Origin of the sequence: Spirillospora sp. CA-108201 (genome assembly GCF_050936235.1) — a bacterium.
GTDB lineage: Bacteria > Actinomycetota > Actinomycetes > Streptosporangiales > Streptosporangiaceae > Spirillospora.
This window is the reverse complement of the sequence record NZ_JBNJNE010000001.1, coordinates 7,704,334-7,721,532: the sequence shown is the minus strand read 5'-3', so window position 1 is coordinate 7,721,532 and position 17,199 is coordinate 7,704,334. Positions and strand designations below refer to the sequence as shown.

Below are 17,199 nucleotides of genomic sequence, written 5' to 3'. Positions count from 1 at the left end.
TGACGTATGCCGCCCCCGGCGAGCCTCTAGTGTGTCCGCGTGGACTGGAGCCTGCTGACCTGCGCGCGCAAGGGGCACACCACCTACGCGCCGGACGAGGAGAAGCTGCGCGAGCGGCTCGTCGTCTCGTCCCCCATCGGGGAAGCGTGGCGCTGCCTGCGCTGCGGGACCTACGTGCACGGCGAGCCGCACGGGACCGGCCCGGCCGACCGGGCGCCGCTGGTCAAGCGCGGCCGGGAACTGCGCGACGCCCTCATCATGCGGTTCTTCGCGGTGGAGCGCGGCATCCGCGGCCTGATCGTGCTGGTCGCCGCGTACGGGGTGTGGCGCTTCGCCGGCAGCCGCGGCTCGATCGAGCGGATCTTCGAGAAGGAGATCCCGCTGCTGCGGCCCTTCGCCGAGCAGATCGGCTGGGACCTCGACCACAGCAAGGTCGTCACGTCCGTGCGGCACGTCTTCGACCTGGACGCGCGGACGCTGCGCTGGCTGGCCGTCGGCCTCATCGTCTACGGCGCGATCGAGCTGATCGAGGCGGTCGGGCTGTGGCTGCTCCGGCGCTGGGGCGAGTACTTCGCGGTCGTCGCGACGTGCTTCGGCCTGCCGATCGAGATCTACGAGCTGGCGGAGAAGGTCACCGCGCTGCGCGTCGGGGCGCTGGTGCTCAATATCGGTCTCATCGTCTACATCGTCGTCACCAAACGGCTATTCGGCGTGCGGGGCGGCCGGGCGGCCCACGAGGCTCATCTTCGCAGCGAGTCGCTGATCGAGGTGGAGCAGGCGACCCACGAGTCGGACCTGCGGCGCCCGAACCCGCCGGCGCCCGAACCCGCCGGATGAGGTAGCGGACGCCGCTGCCGGGAATGTCGGATACATGGCTCGCTCGGAAACGAAGCACGACGCGAAGAACGACGGGAAGAACGACGCGCCCGTCAAGCCGTCCCCCGGCCGGTCCCGCCCCCCGCGGCGCGGCCTGCTCACCCCGGTCGCGATCATCGTCGCCACCGTCGCGCTCGTCCTGGTCGCCCAGCAGGCGCTGCACGGCCTCCCCCACTGGCTCAACCCGTTCCAGGAGGAGACGAAGGACCGCAGCGGCCCCGTCCTGCTGAAGTCGATCCGCGACCTGCACCGCTACGAGGCGGCCAGCGGCAACTTCCAGGTCGTCGTGGACCTGGAGAAGGACGCCAAGTTCCTGCCGTCCTCGCTGCGCGGCAAGCGGACCCTGTTCGTCGGCAACGGCTCGGTCGACGCCTACGTGGACCTCTCCCGGCTCGGCTCGGGCGCCCTCAAGGTCAACGCGGACCGGACGGCGGCGACGATCACGCTCCCGCCCGCCCAGCTGGAGAAGACGAACCTCGACACGAAGAACAGCTACGTCTACGCGACCCAGCGCGGCGTCTTCGACCGCTTCGGCGACTTCTTCAGCAGCAACCCCAACAACCAGCAGCAGCTCTACATCCTGGCGTCCCAGAAGATCCAGACCGCCGCGGACCAGAGCGGCCTGAAGCAACGCGCCGACGCCAACACGAAGTCGATGCTGGAGAACATGCTCAAGGCCCTCGGCTTCACGAAGGTGACCATCACCCCCGCCCCCCAATAGGAAGCGCCGCCGAGGAGCAACGGTGGTCACGGGCCGCCGACCACCCGGACCGCTTCGGCCTGCTCGCCAACCTCCCGCTCGGCGAACCTGACCGCGCCATCGCCGAGATCGGCCGGGCCCTGGAGGAACTGCACGCCGAGGGCTTCGTCATCGTCACCAACTACGACGGCGCCTACCTCGGCGACCCGGTCTTCGCCCCGGTGGTCGCCGAACTCGACCGGCGCGCCGTCACCGTCCTGCTGCAAAATCATCGGCTCCGGGCGTTGGACGACGACGGCCACTGGAGATCTACTCCTCGTCGCGGCTGGAGGTCTGGCGGAGGTGGCGCGGCGCCCGGACCGGCGAGGACGGCGGTGGCACCCGTGGCCGGTCCGGGTCCCCCCGGCGAAGGGGGGCGGGCGCCTGCGGGTGCCGTCGGCCGAGCGGTTCGCGCCGGTGCCGGCGCTCTCGACGACCCTCACCACGAGTATCAGCCGACCGGGCGGCGAGGAGATCTTGGAGGGCGGCGTGGCGGAACTGGTAGAGGGGGCCCACCTGGCGCAGGAGGCCGTCTCGGTGGGCGTCCTGGAGGAGGCGCATGGGCCGCCAGGGGAGGCGGCGCCGGATGCCGAGGATGGCGACGGTGATGGAGTAGACCGCGCTCAGCCTGGTCGTCCCGAGGACCACCAGGAAGACCGCGGGAATGCGCATCGACGATCCGCCGGTGAGCAGGACCAGGACGGGCAGCACCAGCACCCCGACGCCCATGACCTGCACCGCGGTCAGTTGCAGGTCGCGGCGCAGAGCGTCGGGCAGGGTGAGCGCGGGCGCGTCCGCCAGGGGGGCGCCCAGGGCCGCCGCCAGGCCGATGACCAGGCCGATGACGACCCCGAGGCCCAGGCCGATCTGGGCCGCCGCGAGGAAGGCGGCCGGCCCGACCGGGAGGGAGGACAGCAGCCAGGGCAGGAAGCCCAGCCCCAGCACCGTCCCGCACGGCAGGCCCACGGCGAGCCCGGCCCGCAGTTCGGCGGCGACGAGGCGGCCCTTGCCTCGCAGGCTCAGGCCGGGATCGCCGGGGAAGTCGGGGAACATGGCGGTGAGCGTCGGCCACAACCCGCAGATCGCCCCGATGGTCAGACCGTGGTGAAGGCCGCTGAGCAGCGCCGCCTCCATGTCGTGCCCCATCAGGTTCAGGGCGAGCAGCAGCAGGCCGATCGGCGGGCCGACCAGCGCGCCGAGCAGGGTGCCCCGGGCCAGGTCGTTCAGCAGCGACATGGTGCGGGGCCGGCGGGGCCGGGAACGCGGGCGGGGCCGGTCGGGTTCGATGAGAAGCGCACTGAGGGTGCCGAACACCAGCCCGTTCAGCAGGCCGGACACGACCGATCCGCCCATGGCGTGCAAGGGCAGGTTGAGCAGGCAGTCGATGATCGCGACCAGAAGGCCCAGAAGCACGCCGGCACCGGCCTTGAACCAGCCGCGCGGGACGAGTCGCCCGAGATGCCACCAGGCCAGGTCACGCGTGCCCTCGGCCGACATGTGACCGGCCAGGAAGCCGAGCCAGCGTTCGACGTCGGCCGGTGTCCGCCCGGTCGGCCGCGCGTGCGGGGCCTCGACCCGGGCACGGACGAGGTGTCCGAGCAGGTGGGTGGTGACCGCTGACTCGGTAGGAAATCGGTCGGTGTCGAGCAGTTCGATGGGATTGCGGCCCGTCTCGATGTAGACGACTCGCAGCAGCCAGAGGGTGAGCGGTGCCGACAGGGCACGGGCCAAGGGGCTGTGCGGCTCGGCGGTCACCGCGGTCAGCAGCTCGGTCCAGCCGGGACGCGGGCTGGGCGGCAGGCAGGACCGCAGGTGGGCGACGACCCGGTCGACCGGGGCCGGTGCGGGTTCGATGACGGCCGCACCGCGCAGCACCCGGCCGTGCGCCTCCTCCACCATGGCGACGTAGTCGCTTGTGCGGCAGGTGATGATCACGGGGCCGACGCCGGCCGGTCCGTTGTCGAGCGCGGTCAGGACACTGGCTCGGGAACGCGCGCGCACCTCGTCCAGGCCGTCGATGACGGGCAGGACGCGGCCGCCTCCGATCAGGGTCCGCGCCGCGTCCCGGCCGAACTCCGGCGCGTCGAGGGCCGGGTAGGCGGCGCCGAGCTGGTCGGTCAGCCAGGCGGCCACCGGTCGCGCGGCGGGGTCCCAGTCCGAGACGGTGAAGACCACCGGCACCGGGTCGGTGGGAGTGCGGGTGCGCAGCAGTTCCTGGAGCAGGAGCATCGCCAGGGTGGACTTGCCCATGCCCGGGTCGCCCAGGATGACCAGCCTGCGCCGCGGCAGGGCACGGAACCGGTCGGCCAGTTCGGCCGGCCGGTCGGCCCGCCCGAACTCCCGGGCACGGCCACCGAGCCTTCTGGCCAGCCGGCGTCCCGGTTCGATGTGTTCCAGATGATCCATGACGGGCCGGTCGGTGAGTCGCCAGCCCAGGGCCAGCGGCGCCGGGTCGTTCAGGTGGCGGATCTGGATCTCGGCCTGCCACTGGGTCTGGACGAGCTCGGCCAAGGCCCGCGCGGCCCGGTCGGCGCACTCGGCGGGGGCGCGGGGGTCGGCCGCGGCCGCCCGTTCCCACCAGCCCATCAAGGTGACGATCAGAGGCGGGACCGCCAGCACGGTGGTGGTCAAGGTCCACCACCCCACATGGAGCCGCCAGGCGACGAACCATTCGCCGCCCGCCAGCGCCGCGGTCGCCGTCATGAAGATCAGCACTCGCCGACCGGTACTCATAGTCACATACTGATGACAACGAGTCGCCGTGTCCGCGCATCCCGAGAAGTACCGCGAGCCGCCCCGCCGGCCACGCAACCACCGCGACCGCGCGATCGCGTCCGAAGGCAGGTTCGAGCCCGCGAGAACCTGATCGCGCAGCGAGCCGCAAGGCGAGCCGAAGCGATGCCAGCGATCGCCCGTGGTCCGATCCGAAGCGAGCCGCTAGGCAAGCGCCGGAGGAGTCGGAACCCAGAAGCCGGCAAGCCCGCAGAACGAAATCACCACAGCGCCTCCAAGCCCGGCCACGCAACCACCGCCACCGCGCGATCGCGTCCGAAGGCAGGTTCGAGCCCGCGAGAACCTGATCGCGCAGCGAGCCGCAAGGCGAGCCGAAGCGATGCCAGCGATCGCCCGTGGTCCGATCCGAAGCGAGCCGCTAGGCAAGCGCCGGAGTCGGAACACTGATGAGCACAGCGTCGCCCTGGCCGCCGCCGCCGCAGAGGGCCGCGGCGCCGGTGCCGCCGCCGCGGCGCTTCAGCTCGTAGGCCAGGTGCAGGAGGATGCGGGCGCCGGACATGCCGACCGGGTGGCCGACCGCGATGGCGCCGCCGTTGACGTTGACCTTCTCGGGGCCGACGCCGAGGTCGCGCATCGACTGGATGCCGACGGAGGCGAACGCCTCGTTGATCTCGATCAGGTCGAGGTCGTCGACGGTGAGGCCCGCCTTGCCGAGGGCGTGCTTGATCGCGTTGGACGGCTGGGACTGCAGCGAGTTGTCGGGACCCGCGACGTTGCCGTGCGCGCCGATCTCGGCGAGCCATGCGAGGCCGAGCTCCTCGGCCCTCGCCTTGGACATCACGACGACCGCCGCGGCGCCGTCGGAGATCTGCGAGGCCGAGCCCGCGGTGATCGTTCCGTCCTTGCCGAACGCCGGGCGCAGCCGGGCCAGGCCCTCGGCGGTGGTGTCGCCGCGCACGCCCTCGTCGGCGGAGAACACGACCGGCTCGCCGCGCCGCTGCGGGACCTCGACGGGGGCGATCTCCTCGTCGAACACGCCGTTCTTGATCGCCTCGGCGGCCCGCTGGTGGGAGCGTGCGGAGAACTCGTCCTGCTCCTCGCGGGAGATGCCCAGCCTCGCGTTGTGGCGCTCGGTGGACTCGCCCATGGAGACGCCGTCGAAGGCGTCGGTGAGGGCGTCGTAGGCCATGTGGTCGAGGACCTCGACCGAGCCGTACTTGTAGCCGCCGCGCGACTTCGGCAGCAGGTGCGGGGCCTGGGTCATCGACTCCATGCCGCCCGCGACCACGATGTCGAACTCGCCCGCCCGGATCAGCTGGTCGGCCAGCGCGATCGCGTCCAGCCCGGAGAGGCAGACCTTGTTGATCGTGATGGACGGGACGCTCATCGGGACGCCGGCCTTGACCGCCGCCTGCCGGGACGGGATCTGGCCCGCGCCCGCCTGGAGCACCTGGCCGAGGATCACGTACTGCACCTGGTCGCCGGACACCCCGGCCCGCTCCAGCGTCGCCTTGATCGCGTGCGCCCCGAGGTCGGCCGCGGAGAAGTCCTTCAGCGAGCCCGTCAGGCGCCCGATGGGAGTGCGCGCTCCGGCGACGATCACGGACGAGGTGGTCATGTGGGGGCCTCCAGGGTGGTGCTGCGGCGACGTTTGCCACGATACCCAGGGGAGCGGCGTTCGGTTCCGTTCGCCCCCGCCTGGCCGTCCGAGGAGGGACAAAGCCCATGCTGACCCGTATCGACCACATCGGCATCGCCTGCCGCGATCTGGACGCGACCGTCGAGTTCTACAAGGCGACCTACGGCTTCACCGACGCGCACTTCGAGGTGAACGAGGAGCAGGGCGTGCGGGAGTGCATGCTCAAGATCAACGACACGGGGGACGGCGCGGCGAGCTACCTGCAGCTCATCGAGCCGATCCGGGAGGACTCGGCCGTCGCCAAGTGGATGGAGAAGAACGGCGAGGGCGTCCACCACATCGCGTTCGGGACGGACGGGACGGTCGCCGGCGAGGCCGCCGGGATCGCCGGCAAGGGCGTGCGCGTCCTGTACGACGCGCCGCGCGACGGATCGATGGGTTCCTTGATCAACTTTTTGCATCCCAAGGACTGCCACGGCGTCCTGACGGAGCTGGTGCAGAAGCGTCCGGACGCTGGATGATCTTGCAGGACGGGCCCGGCGGGGGTGCGCCAAGATCGTGACGTGTTCGATATCACGATCACCGACCGCGCGACTTGGACCGCCGCTCTGTGACCGTTCAGACACATCTGGTGTATTTGCACCCCCAACACCTGGGCTGCCGCGGGCCCGTCACATGTTCGAACAAAAAGGACATTCCACGCAGCGCGTCAAGATGAGCCCCCAACACGGCAGTGTCCGGAGTACGCTTCATTCGCCGGAAGAGGTCTGGGGCAAGTGCGTCCGTCATGCCAGGCGATCAACCGGTCCCCGGAACCACCCGTAGCCCCGTCACATCAGGATTGAGCCACATGCAGTCCGACATCGACGCCCAGCTCAGCAACTTCTTTGAAGACACGCCCCCGCGCGAGTTCGACGTGGTGCTTCGCGGCTACGACCGGCACCAGGTCGACGAGCACATCAAGCAGCTCGACAACGAGGTGCGGCAGACCCGCGAGCAGACCCAGGCCCTGCAGCGCGAGCTGTCGGACGCCCATCGTCAGCTGCAGGAGCAGGAACGTCCGACCTACTCCGGTCTCGGCGCCCGCATCGAGCAGCTGCTGCGGCTCGCCGAGGAGCAGGCGACCGAGCTGGTCCAGGCGGCCCGCTCGGAGGCGAACGAGATCAAGGCCGCGGCCAAGGTCGACGCCGCCGAGCAGCGCGCCACCGCCGAGAACGACGCCTCCGAGCTGCGCGCCAACGCGCAGCGCGAAGGCGACGACATGCGGCAGGCGGCCGAGCGGGAGGCCGAGGAGGTGCGCACCTCCGCCCGCCGCGAGGCCGACGAGCTGACCTCCACCACCGAGCGCGAGGTCGCCAAGCTGCGGGCCACCGCCGACCACGAGGTCGCCGAGAAGCGCGCCGCCGCCGAGCGTGAGATCGCCAAGCTCCGCACCACCACCGAGCGCGAGGTCGCGCAGCTTCGCGCGTCGACCAAGCGGGAGCGCGACGAGATCCTCACCACGGCCAAGCGCCAGGCCGACGAGATGCGGGCCCAGGCCCAGCGCATCCTGGAGGAGAGCGAGGCCCAGCGCGCCCAGGCCGAGGCCGAGTTCGAGATCCAGCTCGCCGCCCGCCGCGAGGAGGCCGACCGGCAGGACGCCGAGCGCCACTCCGCCGCCCAGGCCGCGACGCAGAAGCTGGTCGCCGAGGCCGAGCAGCGCGCCGCGTCCGCCGAGCAGCGCGCCGCGAAGGCGACGCAGCAGGCCGAGCAGACCCGGCGCGAGGCCGACTCGCACGCCAAGCAGCTGATGGCCAACGCCCGCAAGAACTCCGACAACGTGATCGCCGAGGCCAAGTCGCAGGCCGAGCAGCTGCTCGCCGAGACCAAGTCCGAGGCCGACCGCGTCCGGACGGCGGCGCAGCGCCAGGTCGACGAGCTGACCCGCCAGCGCGACAGCATCACCAGCCACCTCAACCAGCTGCGCCAGCTGATCGGCGGCGTCGCGCCGACGATGAGCCCCGAGCCCGAGCTGGCCGCGCCCCCGGAGAAGGCCGCCATCCCGGCGGCCGAGCCCAAGCCGGCCCCGGCGCAGCAGGCCCAGCCCAAGCAGCAGCCGGCCGCCAAGGCCGCGCCCGCCAAGCCGGCCCAGGCCAAGAAGTCCGAAGAGGACGACGAGGACTGGTGGCAGGAGTGACCCCTTAAAGGTCGGGCATGACGGGAAGCCTGGTGGCGGTGAAACGCCTCCGGGCTTTCCGTCGTCTCAACCCGGTAGACGCACGACAGAGGAGAGCGGCGTGCCCGACGAGACCCCCCACGACGACGGCCGCGAGCCCGCCCCTGGCGAGGGACGGTCCGCGACCGGCCGCCGGGTCCCCGCTCCGGCTCCTCCCGCCGACGACACGGCCGAGACCGAGACCGCCCCGTCCGGCGAGACCCGCGAGAGCGAGACCGCACCTGGCGGGACCCGCGACGAAACCGGCGCCGGCGAGACCGGCGGCGGCGAAGGCGGCCCCGGTGAGAGCGTCGACGACGAGAGCGTCGCGCCCAGCGGGGCGCTGATACCCGAGGAGATCGAGCAGCCCGTGGGGGAACGCGACCCGGCGACCGGCGCCCCGGTCACCCTCCCGGCGGCGCCGTCGGCCACCGAGCCGGTGGCGCCCGAGCCCGGCGCGCCCGACCCGGCGCACGACGTCGAGCAGCGCAGGCGCGAGGCCGGCGTCGACCACCTGTTCCCGTTCGGCAGGCCCGGCCAGCCGCTCGGCCGCGCGCATCCGTTCGTGTTCGGGTTCACCGCGGCGCTCGGCGTCATCACCGCCTGGATGCTGGTGAAGACCGCGACGAACGCCAAGTCGGTGCTCGTCATGATCGTGGTCGCGATGTTCCTGGCGGTCGGCCTCAATCCGGCGGTGGAGCGGCTCCGCAGGTTCGGCCTCCCGCGCGGCGCCGCGGTCGCCACGGTGTTCCTGATCGTGATCCTGTTCTTCGCCGGGTTCGTCGCCTCCCTCGTCCAGCCGGTGTCCGAGCAGGTCACCGAGCTGCGGCACAACATCCCCGAGTACGTCCAGCAACTGCAGAACAACAAGACGCTGGCCGACTGGGACAAGCGCTACGGCCTGCTGGAACGCGCCGAGAAGACGGTCAACGGCGACGGCTTCCAGAAGGGCCTCACCAACACCGCCACCGGCATCGGCAAGGTCGCGATCAACGGCATCTTCCAGACGATCACGATCCTGATCCTGACGCTGTACTTCCTCAGCTCGCTGCCGCAGATCAAGACGTTCTTCTACCAGCTGGCGCCGCGCACCCGGCGGGCCCGCGTCGCGCTGCTCGGCGACGAGATCCTCGACCGGATCGGCGGCTACGTCGCCGGCCAGTTCACGATCGCGCTCATCGCGGGCGTGTGCTCGTACGTCTTCCTGTCGGTCCTCGGGGTGAAGTACGCGCTCGCGCTGGCGCTGATCGTCGCGGTGACCGACCTCATCCCGCTCATCGGCGCCACGATCGGCGCGGTGATCGTCTCCCTGGTGGCGTTCCTGACCGGGACCACGACCGACCTCATCGTCTGCGCGGTCTTCTACGTCATCTACCAGCAGGTGGAGAACTACGTCGTCTACCCCCGGGTGATGAAGCGGACCGTGGACGTCCAGCCGGCGGTGACGATCGTGGCGGCGCTGGTCGGCGCGGCGCTGCTCGGCGTGGTCGGCGCGCTGCTGGCGATCCCCACGGCCGCCGCGATCTCGCTGCTGATCCGCGAGGTCGTCATACCGCGCCAGGAGACGCTCTAGCCGCGGCGCGCCCGCGCCGCGCCCAGAGCGGCGCGCCCGCGCCGGGGTCAGCGGGCGGTGCGGGCGAGGGCGGTGGCGAACTCCGCCACCGCCTGGTTGAACAGGTCGGGCTGCTCGACCGCGCACAGGTGCCCGGCGCGCGGGATGACCAGCAGTTCGGCGTTCGGCATCGCCTCGGCCATGGCGCGGGCCTCGTCCTCGGTGGCGAGCGCGTCCTCGTCCCCGATCATGACGAGCGCGGGGACGCGGAGGCCGCCGAGCGTCCCGAGGGAGTCCGCGCGTCCCGCCATGGCCCGCTGCGCCCACGCGGCGGCGAGCGGCGGCGCCGCCTGGACGAGGCCGCGGACCCGCCCGTAGACGAGCGCCCGCTGCCGGTAGGTGGTGGGGCCGACGAGACCGGGCAGCACCTCGTCCACGAGGACGCGGATGCTGCCCTCGCCCTCCAGCGCGGCGGCCTGCCGCAGCCGGTCCTCCCGGACGGGGGCGGTGTCGGCGGTGGCACGGGTGGCGGCCAGCACGAGGCCGAGGACGAGGTCGGGGTGGCGCCGGCACAGCGCCATCGCCACGTACCCGCCCATGGACAGCCCGCCGACGACGGCGCGCCGCACCCCGAGCGAGCGGCACGCGCGGGCCACGTCGTCGGCCATCGCGTCGACGGACGGCTCGTCGTCGCCCAGCCGGGAGCCGCCGAAGCCCCGCAGGTCGGGGGTGACGACCCGGAACCGGCCGGCGAGGCCCTCGCGCTGGGCGAGCCACATCGCCGACGACAGCGGGAAGGCGTGCAGCAGCACGAGCGGCGTGCCGGTCCCTACGTCCCTTGCGTACAGCTGCACCGTCATTGGGCAATGGTCGCCCTCTGGCAGGGCCGGTGGGACGGAGTGGCCGCGATCGGCCGCATGCGTTTATCTGTCCTTTTCATCCCATTCGGTGGGAAGCGGGTAGGCGGCCGGCGCGACCCGCCTGACGATCTCGTTCAGCACGATCCGGACGTAGGGCTCCCCCACCCAGAGGTGCTTGGCGTTGTCCACCGCGACCACCTCGGCCTGCGGGACGCGCTTGAAGCGCTCCCGTGCCTCCGCCGGGCGCAGATAGTCGTCGAACTCCGGCACCAGCGCCACGACGGGCCGTCCGTCGGCGCCCCACGCGTCAAGGTCGGCGTCGCCGGCCCGCTTCAGCGGCGGCGACAGCAGGATCGCGCCCTCGACGAGCGGGTCGCGCCCCCACCTGAGCGCCAGCTCGGTGCCGAACGACCAGCCGAGCAGCCACGGCCGCGGCAGGTCGTGGTACTCGGTGTACTCCAGCGCCGCCGCCACGTCGAACCGCTCGGCGTCGCCCTCGCCGAACTCGCCCTGGCTCGTGCCGCGCGCCGACGTCGTCCCCCGCGTGTTGAAGCGCAGCACGGCGAGGCCGGCGAGCGCGGGCAGCCGGAAGGACGCCTTGCGCAGGACGTGGCTGTCCATCATGCCCTCGGCCGTGGGCAGCGGATGCAGGCAGACCAGCGTCGCCGCCGGAGGCCGCTCCGGCGGCAGCGCCAGCTCCCCGACCAGCTCCAGGCCGTCGGACGTGTGCAGCGTGATGTCCTCGCGCCGCGCCGGCAGCACCGAGGCCGCCCTGATCTCCGCCATCGATCTCTCCGTCTCTCACTCGGCCGGGCGGCGTCCGCCGCGCTCCGGACGCCGGTCGTCAGTGGCGCGGGGCGTTCCGCGACCGCAGCACGCGGGGCGACCGGCGGGTCCGCGCCTGCCAGCAGGGCCGGTGCCAGTGCCGCCGGTCGTCGCCGCCGTCGCCCGCCCGCCATGCGACGACGTGGCCGACGCCCGGCGGGATCTCCTGGTCGCACCCCGGGCAGCGGTACGGCTTGGCCGCTCCGGCCCCGGAGATCGACCGGACGATCCACTCGCCGTCCGGCCCCTCCTCGGTCTCCTGAGCCCACGACGCGCCCCCGCCCCGGTCGGAACGTCCAGATGCGGCACGGCGATTCTTCCGGGGGCTCATGCCCTAAAGCATATGAACCCCCAGCCACCCCCACGTGTCGCCCGGTCACAGAAAGTCCCGTGCCGCCCGGAGGCGCCGGGGCTAGCGCAGTGGCTTGCCGGCCGTCGCGTGCTCCACGAGGAGGGGGGCCGGGGCGAGCGCCGGGTCGCGGGTCTCGGCGTGCAGGGCGCGCAGGACGGTGACGGCGAGGTCGGGGCCGATGCGGTCGAGGTCGGCGACGGGGCCGGTCGGGTAGCCGCAGCCCAGCGTCATCGCGGCGTCGATGGAGTCCGCGTCGGCGTATCCGGCGCCGAGCATGGCGGCGGCGTCGTTCAGGTACGGCAGGCGCAGGGCGTCCACGATCAACCCGGCGCGATCGCGGCAGCGCACGACGGTGAGCCCGAGGCGCGCGAGGAGGCCGGCGGCGCGGTCGGCGACGTCCGGGGCCGTCGCGACCGTGGCGGACATCTCCGCCAGCGCGCCGGCCGGGTCGGGAAGGTGCAGCCCGACGACGTCGGACGGGCGCCCGGTGGCCATGGCCTGCCGGATCGCGGAGCCGTCCAGCGAGGTGACGGCGATGACCGTGCCGGGCTTGGCGGCCCGCACCGCGGCGTACAGCAGCGCCCGCGCGGCCTCGGGGTCCTCCGCGGCCTCGATGATCAGGTCGCAGCCGGCGAGTTCGGCGGCGGAGTCGCCGACCCGGACGCCCGCCCGCTCGCACAGCGCGGCGACCGCGTCCGCGAGCGGCCCGACCCCGACGACGCCCACGCTCGGCGCCGCCGTCTCGGCCGTCCCCTCCTCGGCCTCGGCGGACGCGCCGTAGGTGTGGAAGCCGCGTCCGGTCTTGCGGCCGAGCAGCCCGGCGGTGACGAGTTCGCGCAGCAGGGGCGACGCGGCGTGACGGCGGTCGCGGGACTCGGCGTAGATCGCGTCCAGCACTTCGAGGCAGGTGTCGAGGCCGATCAGGTCCATCAGGGTGAACGGGCCCATCGGCAGGCCGGCGCCCGCCTTCATCGCGGCGTCGATGTCGTCGCGGGTCGCGTGCCCGGTCTCCAGCATGGCCGCGGCCTGGTTCAGGTAGCCGAACAGCAGGCGGTTGGCGACGAACCCGGCCCGGTCCCCGATCGTCACCGGCGTCTTGCCGAGACCCTCGACCAGGGCGGCGACCCGGGCGACGGCCTCCGGTTCGGTGAGGACGGTCCCGATGACCTCCACGAGCTTCATGACCGGCGCCGGGTTGAAGAAGTGCACCCCGACGATCTTGGTGGGACGGCCGGTGGTGACCGCGATGTCGGTGACCGACAGGGAGGAGGTGTTGGTGGCGAGGACGGCGTCGTCGCGGCACACGCGGTCGAGTTCGGCGAACACCGTGCGCTTCAGGTCGAGCCGCTCGGGGACCGCCTCGACGACGAGGTCGCAGTCGCCGAGGTCGGCGAAGTCGGTCGACAGGGTGATCCGTCCGAGGATCTCGCGCCGCGCGTCCTCGGTGAGCCTGCCGCGCTTGACCGCCCGCCCGGTCGAGGACTCCAGGTTGCCGCGCCCGCGCTCCAGCGCCTCCCGGTTCACCTCGATGCCGACGACCGCGAGGCCGCCGCGCGCCAGCACCTCGGCGATGCCCGCGCCCATCGTGCCCAGTCCGACGACCCCGACCCTGCTGAACGAACCACCAGTCATGGATCGCAGTCTTGCAGAGCGCTCGCCCGTCGCCCATGGCGGGTACGACGGGGACGTGCGCCTCGGAATCTTCCTCCTCGCCGCCCGTTTCCCCGGCCAGGACGACGCCGCCGCCCTGTCCCGCACCGTCGAGGCCGCCGTCGCCGCCGAGCACGCCGGGTTCGACGACGTGTGGCTGGCCGAGCACCACTTCATGTCGTACGGGGTGGTGCCGTCCGCGCCCCTGCTGGCCGGGCACCTGCTGGCCGCCACCACCCGGGTCGACGTCGGGACGGCGGTGAGCGTGCTGTCCACCCAGCATCCGGTGGCGCTGGCCGAGCAGGCCGCGATGCTGGCGCTGCTGTCCGGCGGCCGTTTCCGGCTGGGCGTCGGGCGCGGCGGGCCGTGGCGCGACCTGGAGGTGTTCGGCACGGGCCTCCCCCGCTACGAGCACGGCTTCGCCGAATCCCTCGACCTCCTCCTCGCGTGGCTGCGCTCCGACCGTCTCGCGTGGTCGGGCGAGCACTTCGCCTTCCGCGAGGTTCCGGTCGTCCCGCGGGCACCCGTCCCGCCGCCGGTGACGGTCGCCTGCACGTCCCCCGCGACCGAGGCGCTGGCGGCGGAGCGCGGCCTGCCGATGCTGCTCGGCATGCATGTCGGACCGGACGAGAAGGCCGCGGCCGTCGCCCGTCACGGCGACCCGTCCCTGCCGCACGTCTCCACCCATGTGGCCCAGGTCGCCGACACGCGGGAGCAGGCGGTCGCCACCCTCATGGACGCGATGCCGCGCTGGCTCGGCCCCGGTCTGGGCGGATACGTCCCCGTGGACGACCGGCCCCGCCGGCCTCACGACCCCGTCGCCTACACACGCCTGATGTGCGACCTCCACCCGGTCGGCTCCCCGGACGACTGCGCCGAGTCCCTCCTCACCACAGTCGAACGAACCGGCATAAGCCACCTGATCCTCCTGGTAGAGGCCGCCGGCTCCCACAAGGCCACCCTGGAGAACATCACCCGCCTAGGCCAGGAAGTCCTCCCCCAACTCCGCCCCGGCGGATAACGAAGCACCCCCGCCCAACGGGCGGTACTCACGACGACCGGCTCAGGGGCTCTCTCACCGAACTCTGGTGCGACGCAAGCGCGCGGCGCGCCGAGCGGGTCGGCGCGCCGCGTGGGGGGAGCGGTCAGCAGTCCCGGAGTTCGGGGGACTGGTTGAGGATCTGTTCGCGGGCCGTGACGAACGTCCGGTAGGCGGAGGAGTCCTGGATGGGGAAGACCGCGACCCGGTGGCAGTTCTGGAACGCCAGTCTCACCCCGAAGTAACGTTCCAGCGCGGCGCGCATGGCGTCGCTCGCGAGGACGCGGAGGAGCTGGCCGCGTGCCGTCTCGTCCGGCGGCGGGGTGAGGTTGTCGGCGAAGTCTCCCCCGTCCACCTGGAGCCGGGCGACGAGGCCGCTGATCATGTCCCAGGCGTAGGGGAGGGAGGTCCTGATGCACTCGACGAAGTCCGCGTCGCCGACCTCGCCCTTCTGCGCCGTCTCCAGCAGTTCGGGGGTCACGTCGAGAGACATGCGGGGTCCTTTCGCAGACGGAGGATGAACACCCACGTGCCGACGGTAATCACGGACCCGGGAGAATTCCAGGCTTGACAAAGGTTTTCATTCCGCTATGACCGCGGTCCCGGCCGGGCGGCCGACCGGGACCGTGATCACCGCGCGGGCGCGGCGCCGTGCCGGCGGCGCCGTGCGGCCGGGCGGGCGGCGAGGCGCTCCGCGCGCTCGGCCCAGTACTCGCGGGCCCGGCGCACCAGTCGTGCGTCCCGCTCGGCCCCGGCCTCCGCGCGCAGCGCGCGGACCCGCTCGCTCATGAGCGACTGCATGATCTCGTGGTGGTACACGGCCCCTCCCGAATGGTGCGGGCCGATCGGCACGGCCCGACATCCAAGAGACTCCCGCTAAGGCCCCCGTCCCCACATGGGCATGACGCCCTATATCGCCGGGTCAGCGGCCTTAGGCATGCTCAGGGCGGATGGTCGGCCCGGCTGGCATGATCGCGGCATGCACGATCGCGTGGGCGGACCGCCGGCGGGGTTGGACGACGTCGACTGGGCGGGGCTCGACCACGCCCACGGCTCCGCGGGGGACGTTCCCGACCTGCTTCGCGCGCTTTCCTCGGCCGACGAGGATGAGCGCGAGGCGGCGCTGGGCGAGCTGTTCACCAACATCTTCCACCAGGGAAGCCGGTACGAGGCGTCCGCGGCGGCGGTCCCGTTCCTGCTCGCCTTGGCGTCCGATCCCGGTATCCCCGAACGCACCTGGCCGCTCTACCTGGCGGCCGCGCTGGCGATCGGATACGACGAGGCGCACCTGCCGTCCGGTGTCGCCATCACGGCCTGGCGCGAGGAGGCGGCCCGGCTGCGCGAGACCGACCCCGCCGCCGAGGCGAACGAGCAGGAGCACCGCGACCGGGCGTACGAGCGGGACCACTTCGACCTCGCGTGGGCACGGCGCTCCGCCGAGGCGGAACTCGCGGCCTACGACGCCGTCCGCGCCGGCCTGCTGGACGGCCAAGCGCTCCTCCCCCGGTTGCGGGAGCGCCTCGCCGGTGCCGAGCCGCTTTCGCGCTGGGCCGCCGCGATCGCGCTCGCCCGGCTGGGCGCCGCCGACGCACCCGTCATCGCCGAACTCGCGGCCTCCAGCGCGTCCTCGCCGGAGACGGACGCGGACGCCCCGGGAGTCGCCTACCTGGAGGGCGATCCGCGCCTCTACTCGGCGCTGGCGCTCGCCGCGCTGGAGGAGGCGCCGCCCGATGCGGTCGACGCCGTCCTCGACGGCCTGTCCCGCACGTCCGGCGAGGCGTCGTTCCCGATGGCCGAGGCGGCGCTGAGACTGACGTTCCGCACACCGGCCCTCCCGCTCCCCCGGTTCGCCGACCTCGCCCCCGGGCAACAGCGGACCGTCCGCACGATCGCCGGACTGCCGTCCGAGAGCCGGCGGTGGGGCAATCTGCTGGAGATCCTCCGCGCCTGGGGCCTGCCCACCGTCCAGGACGAGTGCCGCCGGTACGCCGGTCTCGCCTGAAGCAGGCCCGACGTCGCACTAAGGTGATGCAGCGTGCGTCTCGTTATCGCCCGCTGCAGCGTCGACTACGCCGGCAAGCTCACAGCCCACCTGCCCATGGCCCTCCGCCTGATCCTCATCAAGGCGGACGGGAGTGTGAGCGTGCATGCCGACGACCGCGCCTACAAGCCCCTCAACTGGATGAATCCGCCCTGCTCGCTGCGCGAGGAGGTCTACGAGGAGAACGGCGCCGTCGCGCGCTGGACGGTCACGCACGGCAAATCGGGCGAGCGGCTGATCCTCACCATCGAGGAGCTCCTGCACGACACCAGCCACGAGCTGGGCATCGACCCCGGCCTCCAGAAGGACGGTGTGGAGGCGCACCTCCAGGAACTGCTCGCCGAGCACATCACCACCCTCGGCGACGGCTACACCCTGATCCGCCGCGAGTTCCCCACCGCCATCGGCCCGGTCGACATCCTGTGCCGCGACGCCGCCAGCGCCACCGTCGCCATCGAGATCAAACGCCGAGGCGAGATCGACGGCGTCGAGCAGCTCACCCGCTACCTGGAACTGCTGAACCGCGACCCGCACCTGGCCCCCGTCCGCGGCGTCTTCGCCGCCCAGGAGATCAAGCCCCAGGCCCGCGTCCTCGCCACCGACCGCGGCATCGCCTGCGTCACCCTCGACTACGACGCCCTCCGGGGCATCGAACACGAGGGCACCCTCTTCTGACCGACGTGCCCCGACCGGGCTCGC

The 17,199-nt window shown here is 72.6% G+C and carries 17 protein-coding genes; 8 read left to right on the top strand and 9 right to left on the bottom strand.

Annotated features, from left to right (window positions below; all coding sequences use genetic code 11):
• Positions 1–39 precede the first annotated feature (39 nt).
• Both ACQEU6_RS37085 and ACQEU6_RS37080 read left to right on the top strand, forming a co-directional pair.
• On the top strand, positions 40–837 hold the full coding sequence (locus ACQEU6_RS37085; RefSeq protein WP_499338350.1) for a DUF2127 domain-containing protein: 798 nt from the start codon (positions 40–42) through the stop codon (positions 835–837).
• Positions 838–871: 34 nt separating this feature from the next.
• A complete protein-coding gene (locus tag ACQEU6_RS37080; RefSeq protein WP_499338348.1) occupies positions 872–1,597 on the top strand; it encodes a DUF4230 domain-containing protein in 726 nt (241 codons plus the stop codon).
• A 26-nt stretch (positions 1,598–1,623) separates the two neighbouring features.
• Here ACQEU6_RS37080 and ACQEU6_RS37075 read toward each other — a convergent pair whose 3' ends face one another.
• The 3 genes from ACQEU6_RS37075 to ACQEU6_RS37065 all read right to left on the bottom strand — a co-directional run bounded on the left by ACQEU6_RS37075 (position 1,624) and on the right by ACQEU6_RS37065 (position 5,966).
• On the bottom strand, positions 1,624–1,878 hold the full coding sequence (locus ACQEU6_RS37075) for a hypothetical protein (protein ID WP_499338346.1): 255 nt from the start codon (positions 1,876–1,878) through the stop codon (positions 1,624–1,626).
• A 7-nt stretch (positions 1,879–1,885) separates the two neighbouring features.
• Positions 1,886–4,348, bottom strand: coding sequence for an NACHT domain-containing protein (locus ACQEU6_RS37070; RefSeq protein ID WP_499338344.1), 2,463 nt, complete (start codon positions 4,346–4,348; stop codon positions 1,886–1,888).
• A gap of 418 nt (positions 4,349–4,766) precedes the next feature.
• Positions 4,767–5,966 carry an acetyl-CoA C-acetyltransferase gene (locus tag ACQEU6_RS37065; protein ID WP_499338342.1) on the bottom strand — a complete coding sequence of 400 codons (1,200 nt, stop codon included), beginning with the start codon at positions 5,964–5,966 and terminating at the stop codon, positions 4,767–4,769.
• A gap of 107 nt (positions 5,967–6,073) precedes the next feature.
• Between ACQEU6_RS37065 and mce the strand changes: the two genes are divergently transcribed.
• The 3 genes from mce to ACQEU6_RS37050 all read left to right on the top strand — a co-directional run bounded on the left by mce (position 6,074) and on the right by ACQEU6_RS37050 (position 9,754).
• Positions 6,074–6,508 (top strand): methylmalonyl-CoA epimerase, encoded by a 435-nt coding sequence (mce, locus tag ACQEU6_RS37060; RefSeq protein ID WP_499338340.1) that lies wholly within the window; start codon positions 6,074–6,076, stop codon positions 6,506–6,508.
• A 329-nt stretch (positions 6,509–6,837) separates the two neighbouring features.
• Positions 6,838–8,163: a DivIVA domain-containing protein gene (locus ACQEU6_RS37055; protein ID WP_185027575.1), complete on the top strand. Its 1,326-nt coding sequence runs from the start codon at positions 6,838–6,840 to the stop codon at positions 8,161–8,163.
• 100 nt (positions 8,164–8,263) lie between these two features.
• Positions 8,264–9,754: an AI-2E family transporter gene (locus tag ACQEU6_RS37050; RefSeq protein WP_499338338.1), complete on the top strand. Its 1,491-nt coding sequence runs from the start codon at positions 8,264–8,266 to the stop codon at positions 9,752–9,754.
• A 47-nt stretch (positions 9,755–9,801) separates the two neighbouring features.
• Here the strand turns inward: ACQEU6_RS37050 and ACQEU6_RS37045 are convergent, their stop codons facing one another.
• From ACQEU6_RS37045 to ACQEU6_RS37030, 4 genes are all read right to left on the bottom strand, one after another.
• A complete protein-coding gene (locus tag ACQEU6_RS37045; RefSeq protein ID WP_499338336.1) occupies positions 9,802–10,593 on the bottom strand; it encodes an alpha/beta fold hydrolase in 792 nt (263 codons plus the stop codon).
• A 63-nt stretch (positions 10,594–10,656) separates the two neighbouring features.
• Positions 10,657–11,379 carry an alpha/beta hydrolase gene (locus tag ACQEU6_RS37040; RefSeq protein WP_499338334.1) on the bottom strand — a complete coding sequence of 241 codons (723 nt, stop codon included), beginning with the start codon at positions 11,377–11,379 and terminating at the stop codon, positions 10,657–10,659.
• A 58-nt stretch (positions 11,380–11,437) separates the two neighbouring features.
• Positions 11,438–11,749: an Rv1322 family protein gene (locus ACQEU6_RS37035; RefSeq protein ID WP_499338332.1), complete on the bottom strand. Its 312-nt coding sequence runs from the start codon at positions 11,747–11,749 to the stop codon at positions 11,438–11,440.
• 81 nt (positions 11,750–11,830) lie between these two features.
• The gene (locus ACQEU6_RS37030) at positions 11,831–13,402 is read right to left on the bottom strand and encodes a 3-hydroxyacyl-CoA dehydrogenase family protein (protein ID WP_499338330.1); all 1,572 of its coding nucleotides are present in this window, start codon (positions 13,400–13,402) and stop codon (positions 11,831–11,833) included.
• Between ACQEU6_RS37030 and ACQEU6_RS37025 the strand changes: the two genes are divergently transcribed.
• The gene (locus tag ACQEU6_RS37025) at positions 13,401–14,441 is read left to right on the top strand and encodes an LLM class flavin-dependent oxidoreductase (RefSeq protein ID WP_499338327.1); all 1,041 of its coding nucleotides are present in this window, start codon (positions 13,401–13,403) and stop codon (positions 14,439–14,441) included. The genes ACQEU6_RS37030 and ACQEU6_RS37025 overlap by 2 nt on opposite strands.
• Positions 14,442–14,565: 124 nt before the next feature.
• Here the strand turns inward: ACQEU6_RS37025 and ACQEU6_RS37020 are convergent, their stop codons facing one another.
• Both ACQEU6_RS37020 and ACQEU6_RS37015 read right to left on the bottom strand, forming a co-directional pair.
• Complete coding sequence (locus ACQEU6_RS37020) at positions 14,566–14,952, bottom strand: SCO5389 family protein (RefSeq protein WP_499338325.1); 387 nt, start codon at positions 14,950–14,952, stop codon at positions 14,566–14,568.
• A gap of 137 nt (positions 14,953–15,089) precedes the next feature.
• Positions 15,090–15,278: a hypothetical protein gene (locus ACQEU6_RS37015; RefSeq protein WP_499338323.1), complete on the bottom strand. Its 189-nt coding sequence runs from the start codon at positions 15,276–15,278 to the stop codon at positions 15,090–15,092.
• A 160-nt stretch (positions 15,279–15,438) separates the two neighbouring features.
• Here ACQEU6_RS37015 and ACQEU6_RS37010 point away from each other — a divergent pair, with 160 nt between their 5' ends.
• Together ACQEU6_RS37010 and nucS are read left to right on the top strand one after the other, a co-directional pair.
• Positions 15,439–16,461 (top strand): HEAT repeat domain-containing protein, encoded by a 1,023-nt coding sequence (locus ACQEU6_RS37010; protein ID WP_499338321.1) that lies wholly within the window; start codon positions 15,439–15,441, stop codon positions 16,459–16,461.
• 33 nt (positions 16,462–16,494) lie between these two features.
• Entirely contained in the window at positions 16,495–17,175 is a 681-nt protein-coding gene (nucS, locus tag ACQEU6_RS37005; protein ID WP_499338319.1) for an endonuclease NucS, read from the top strand.
• Positions 17,176–17,199 lie beyond the last annotated feature (24 nt).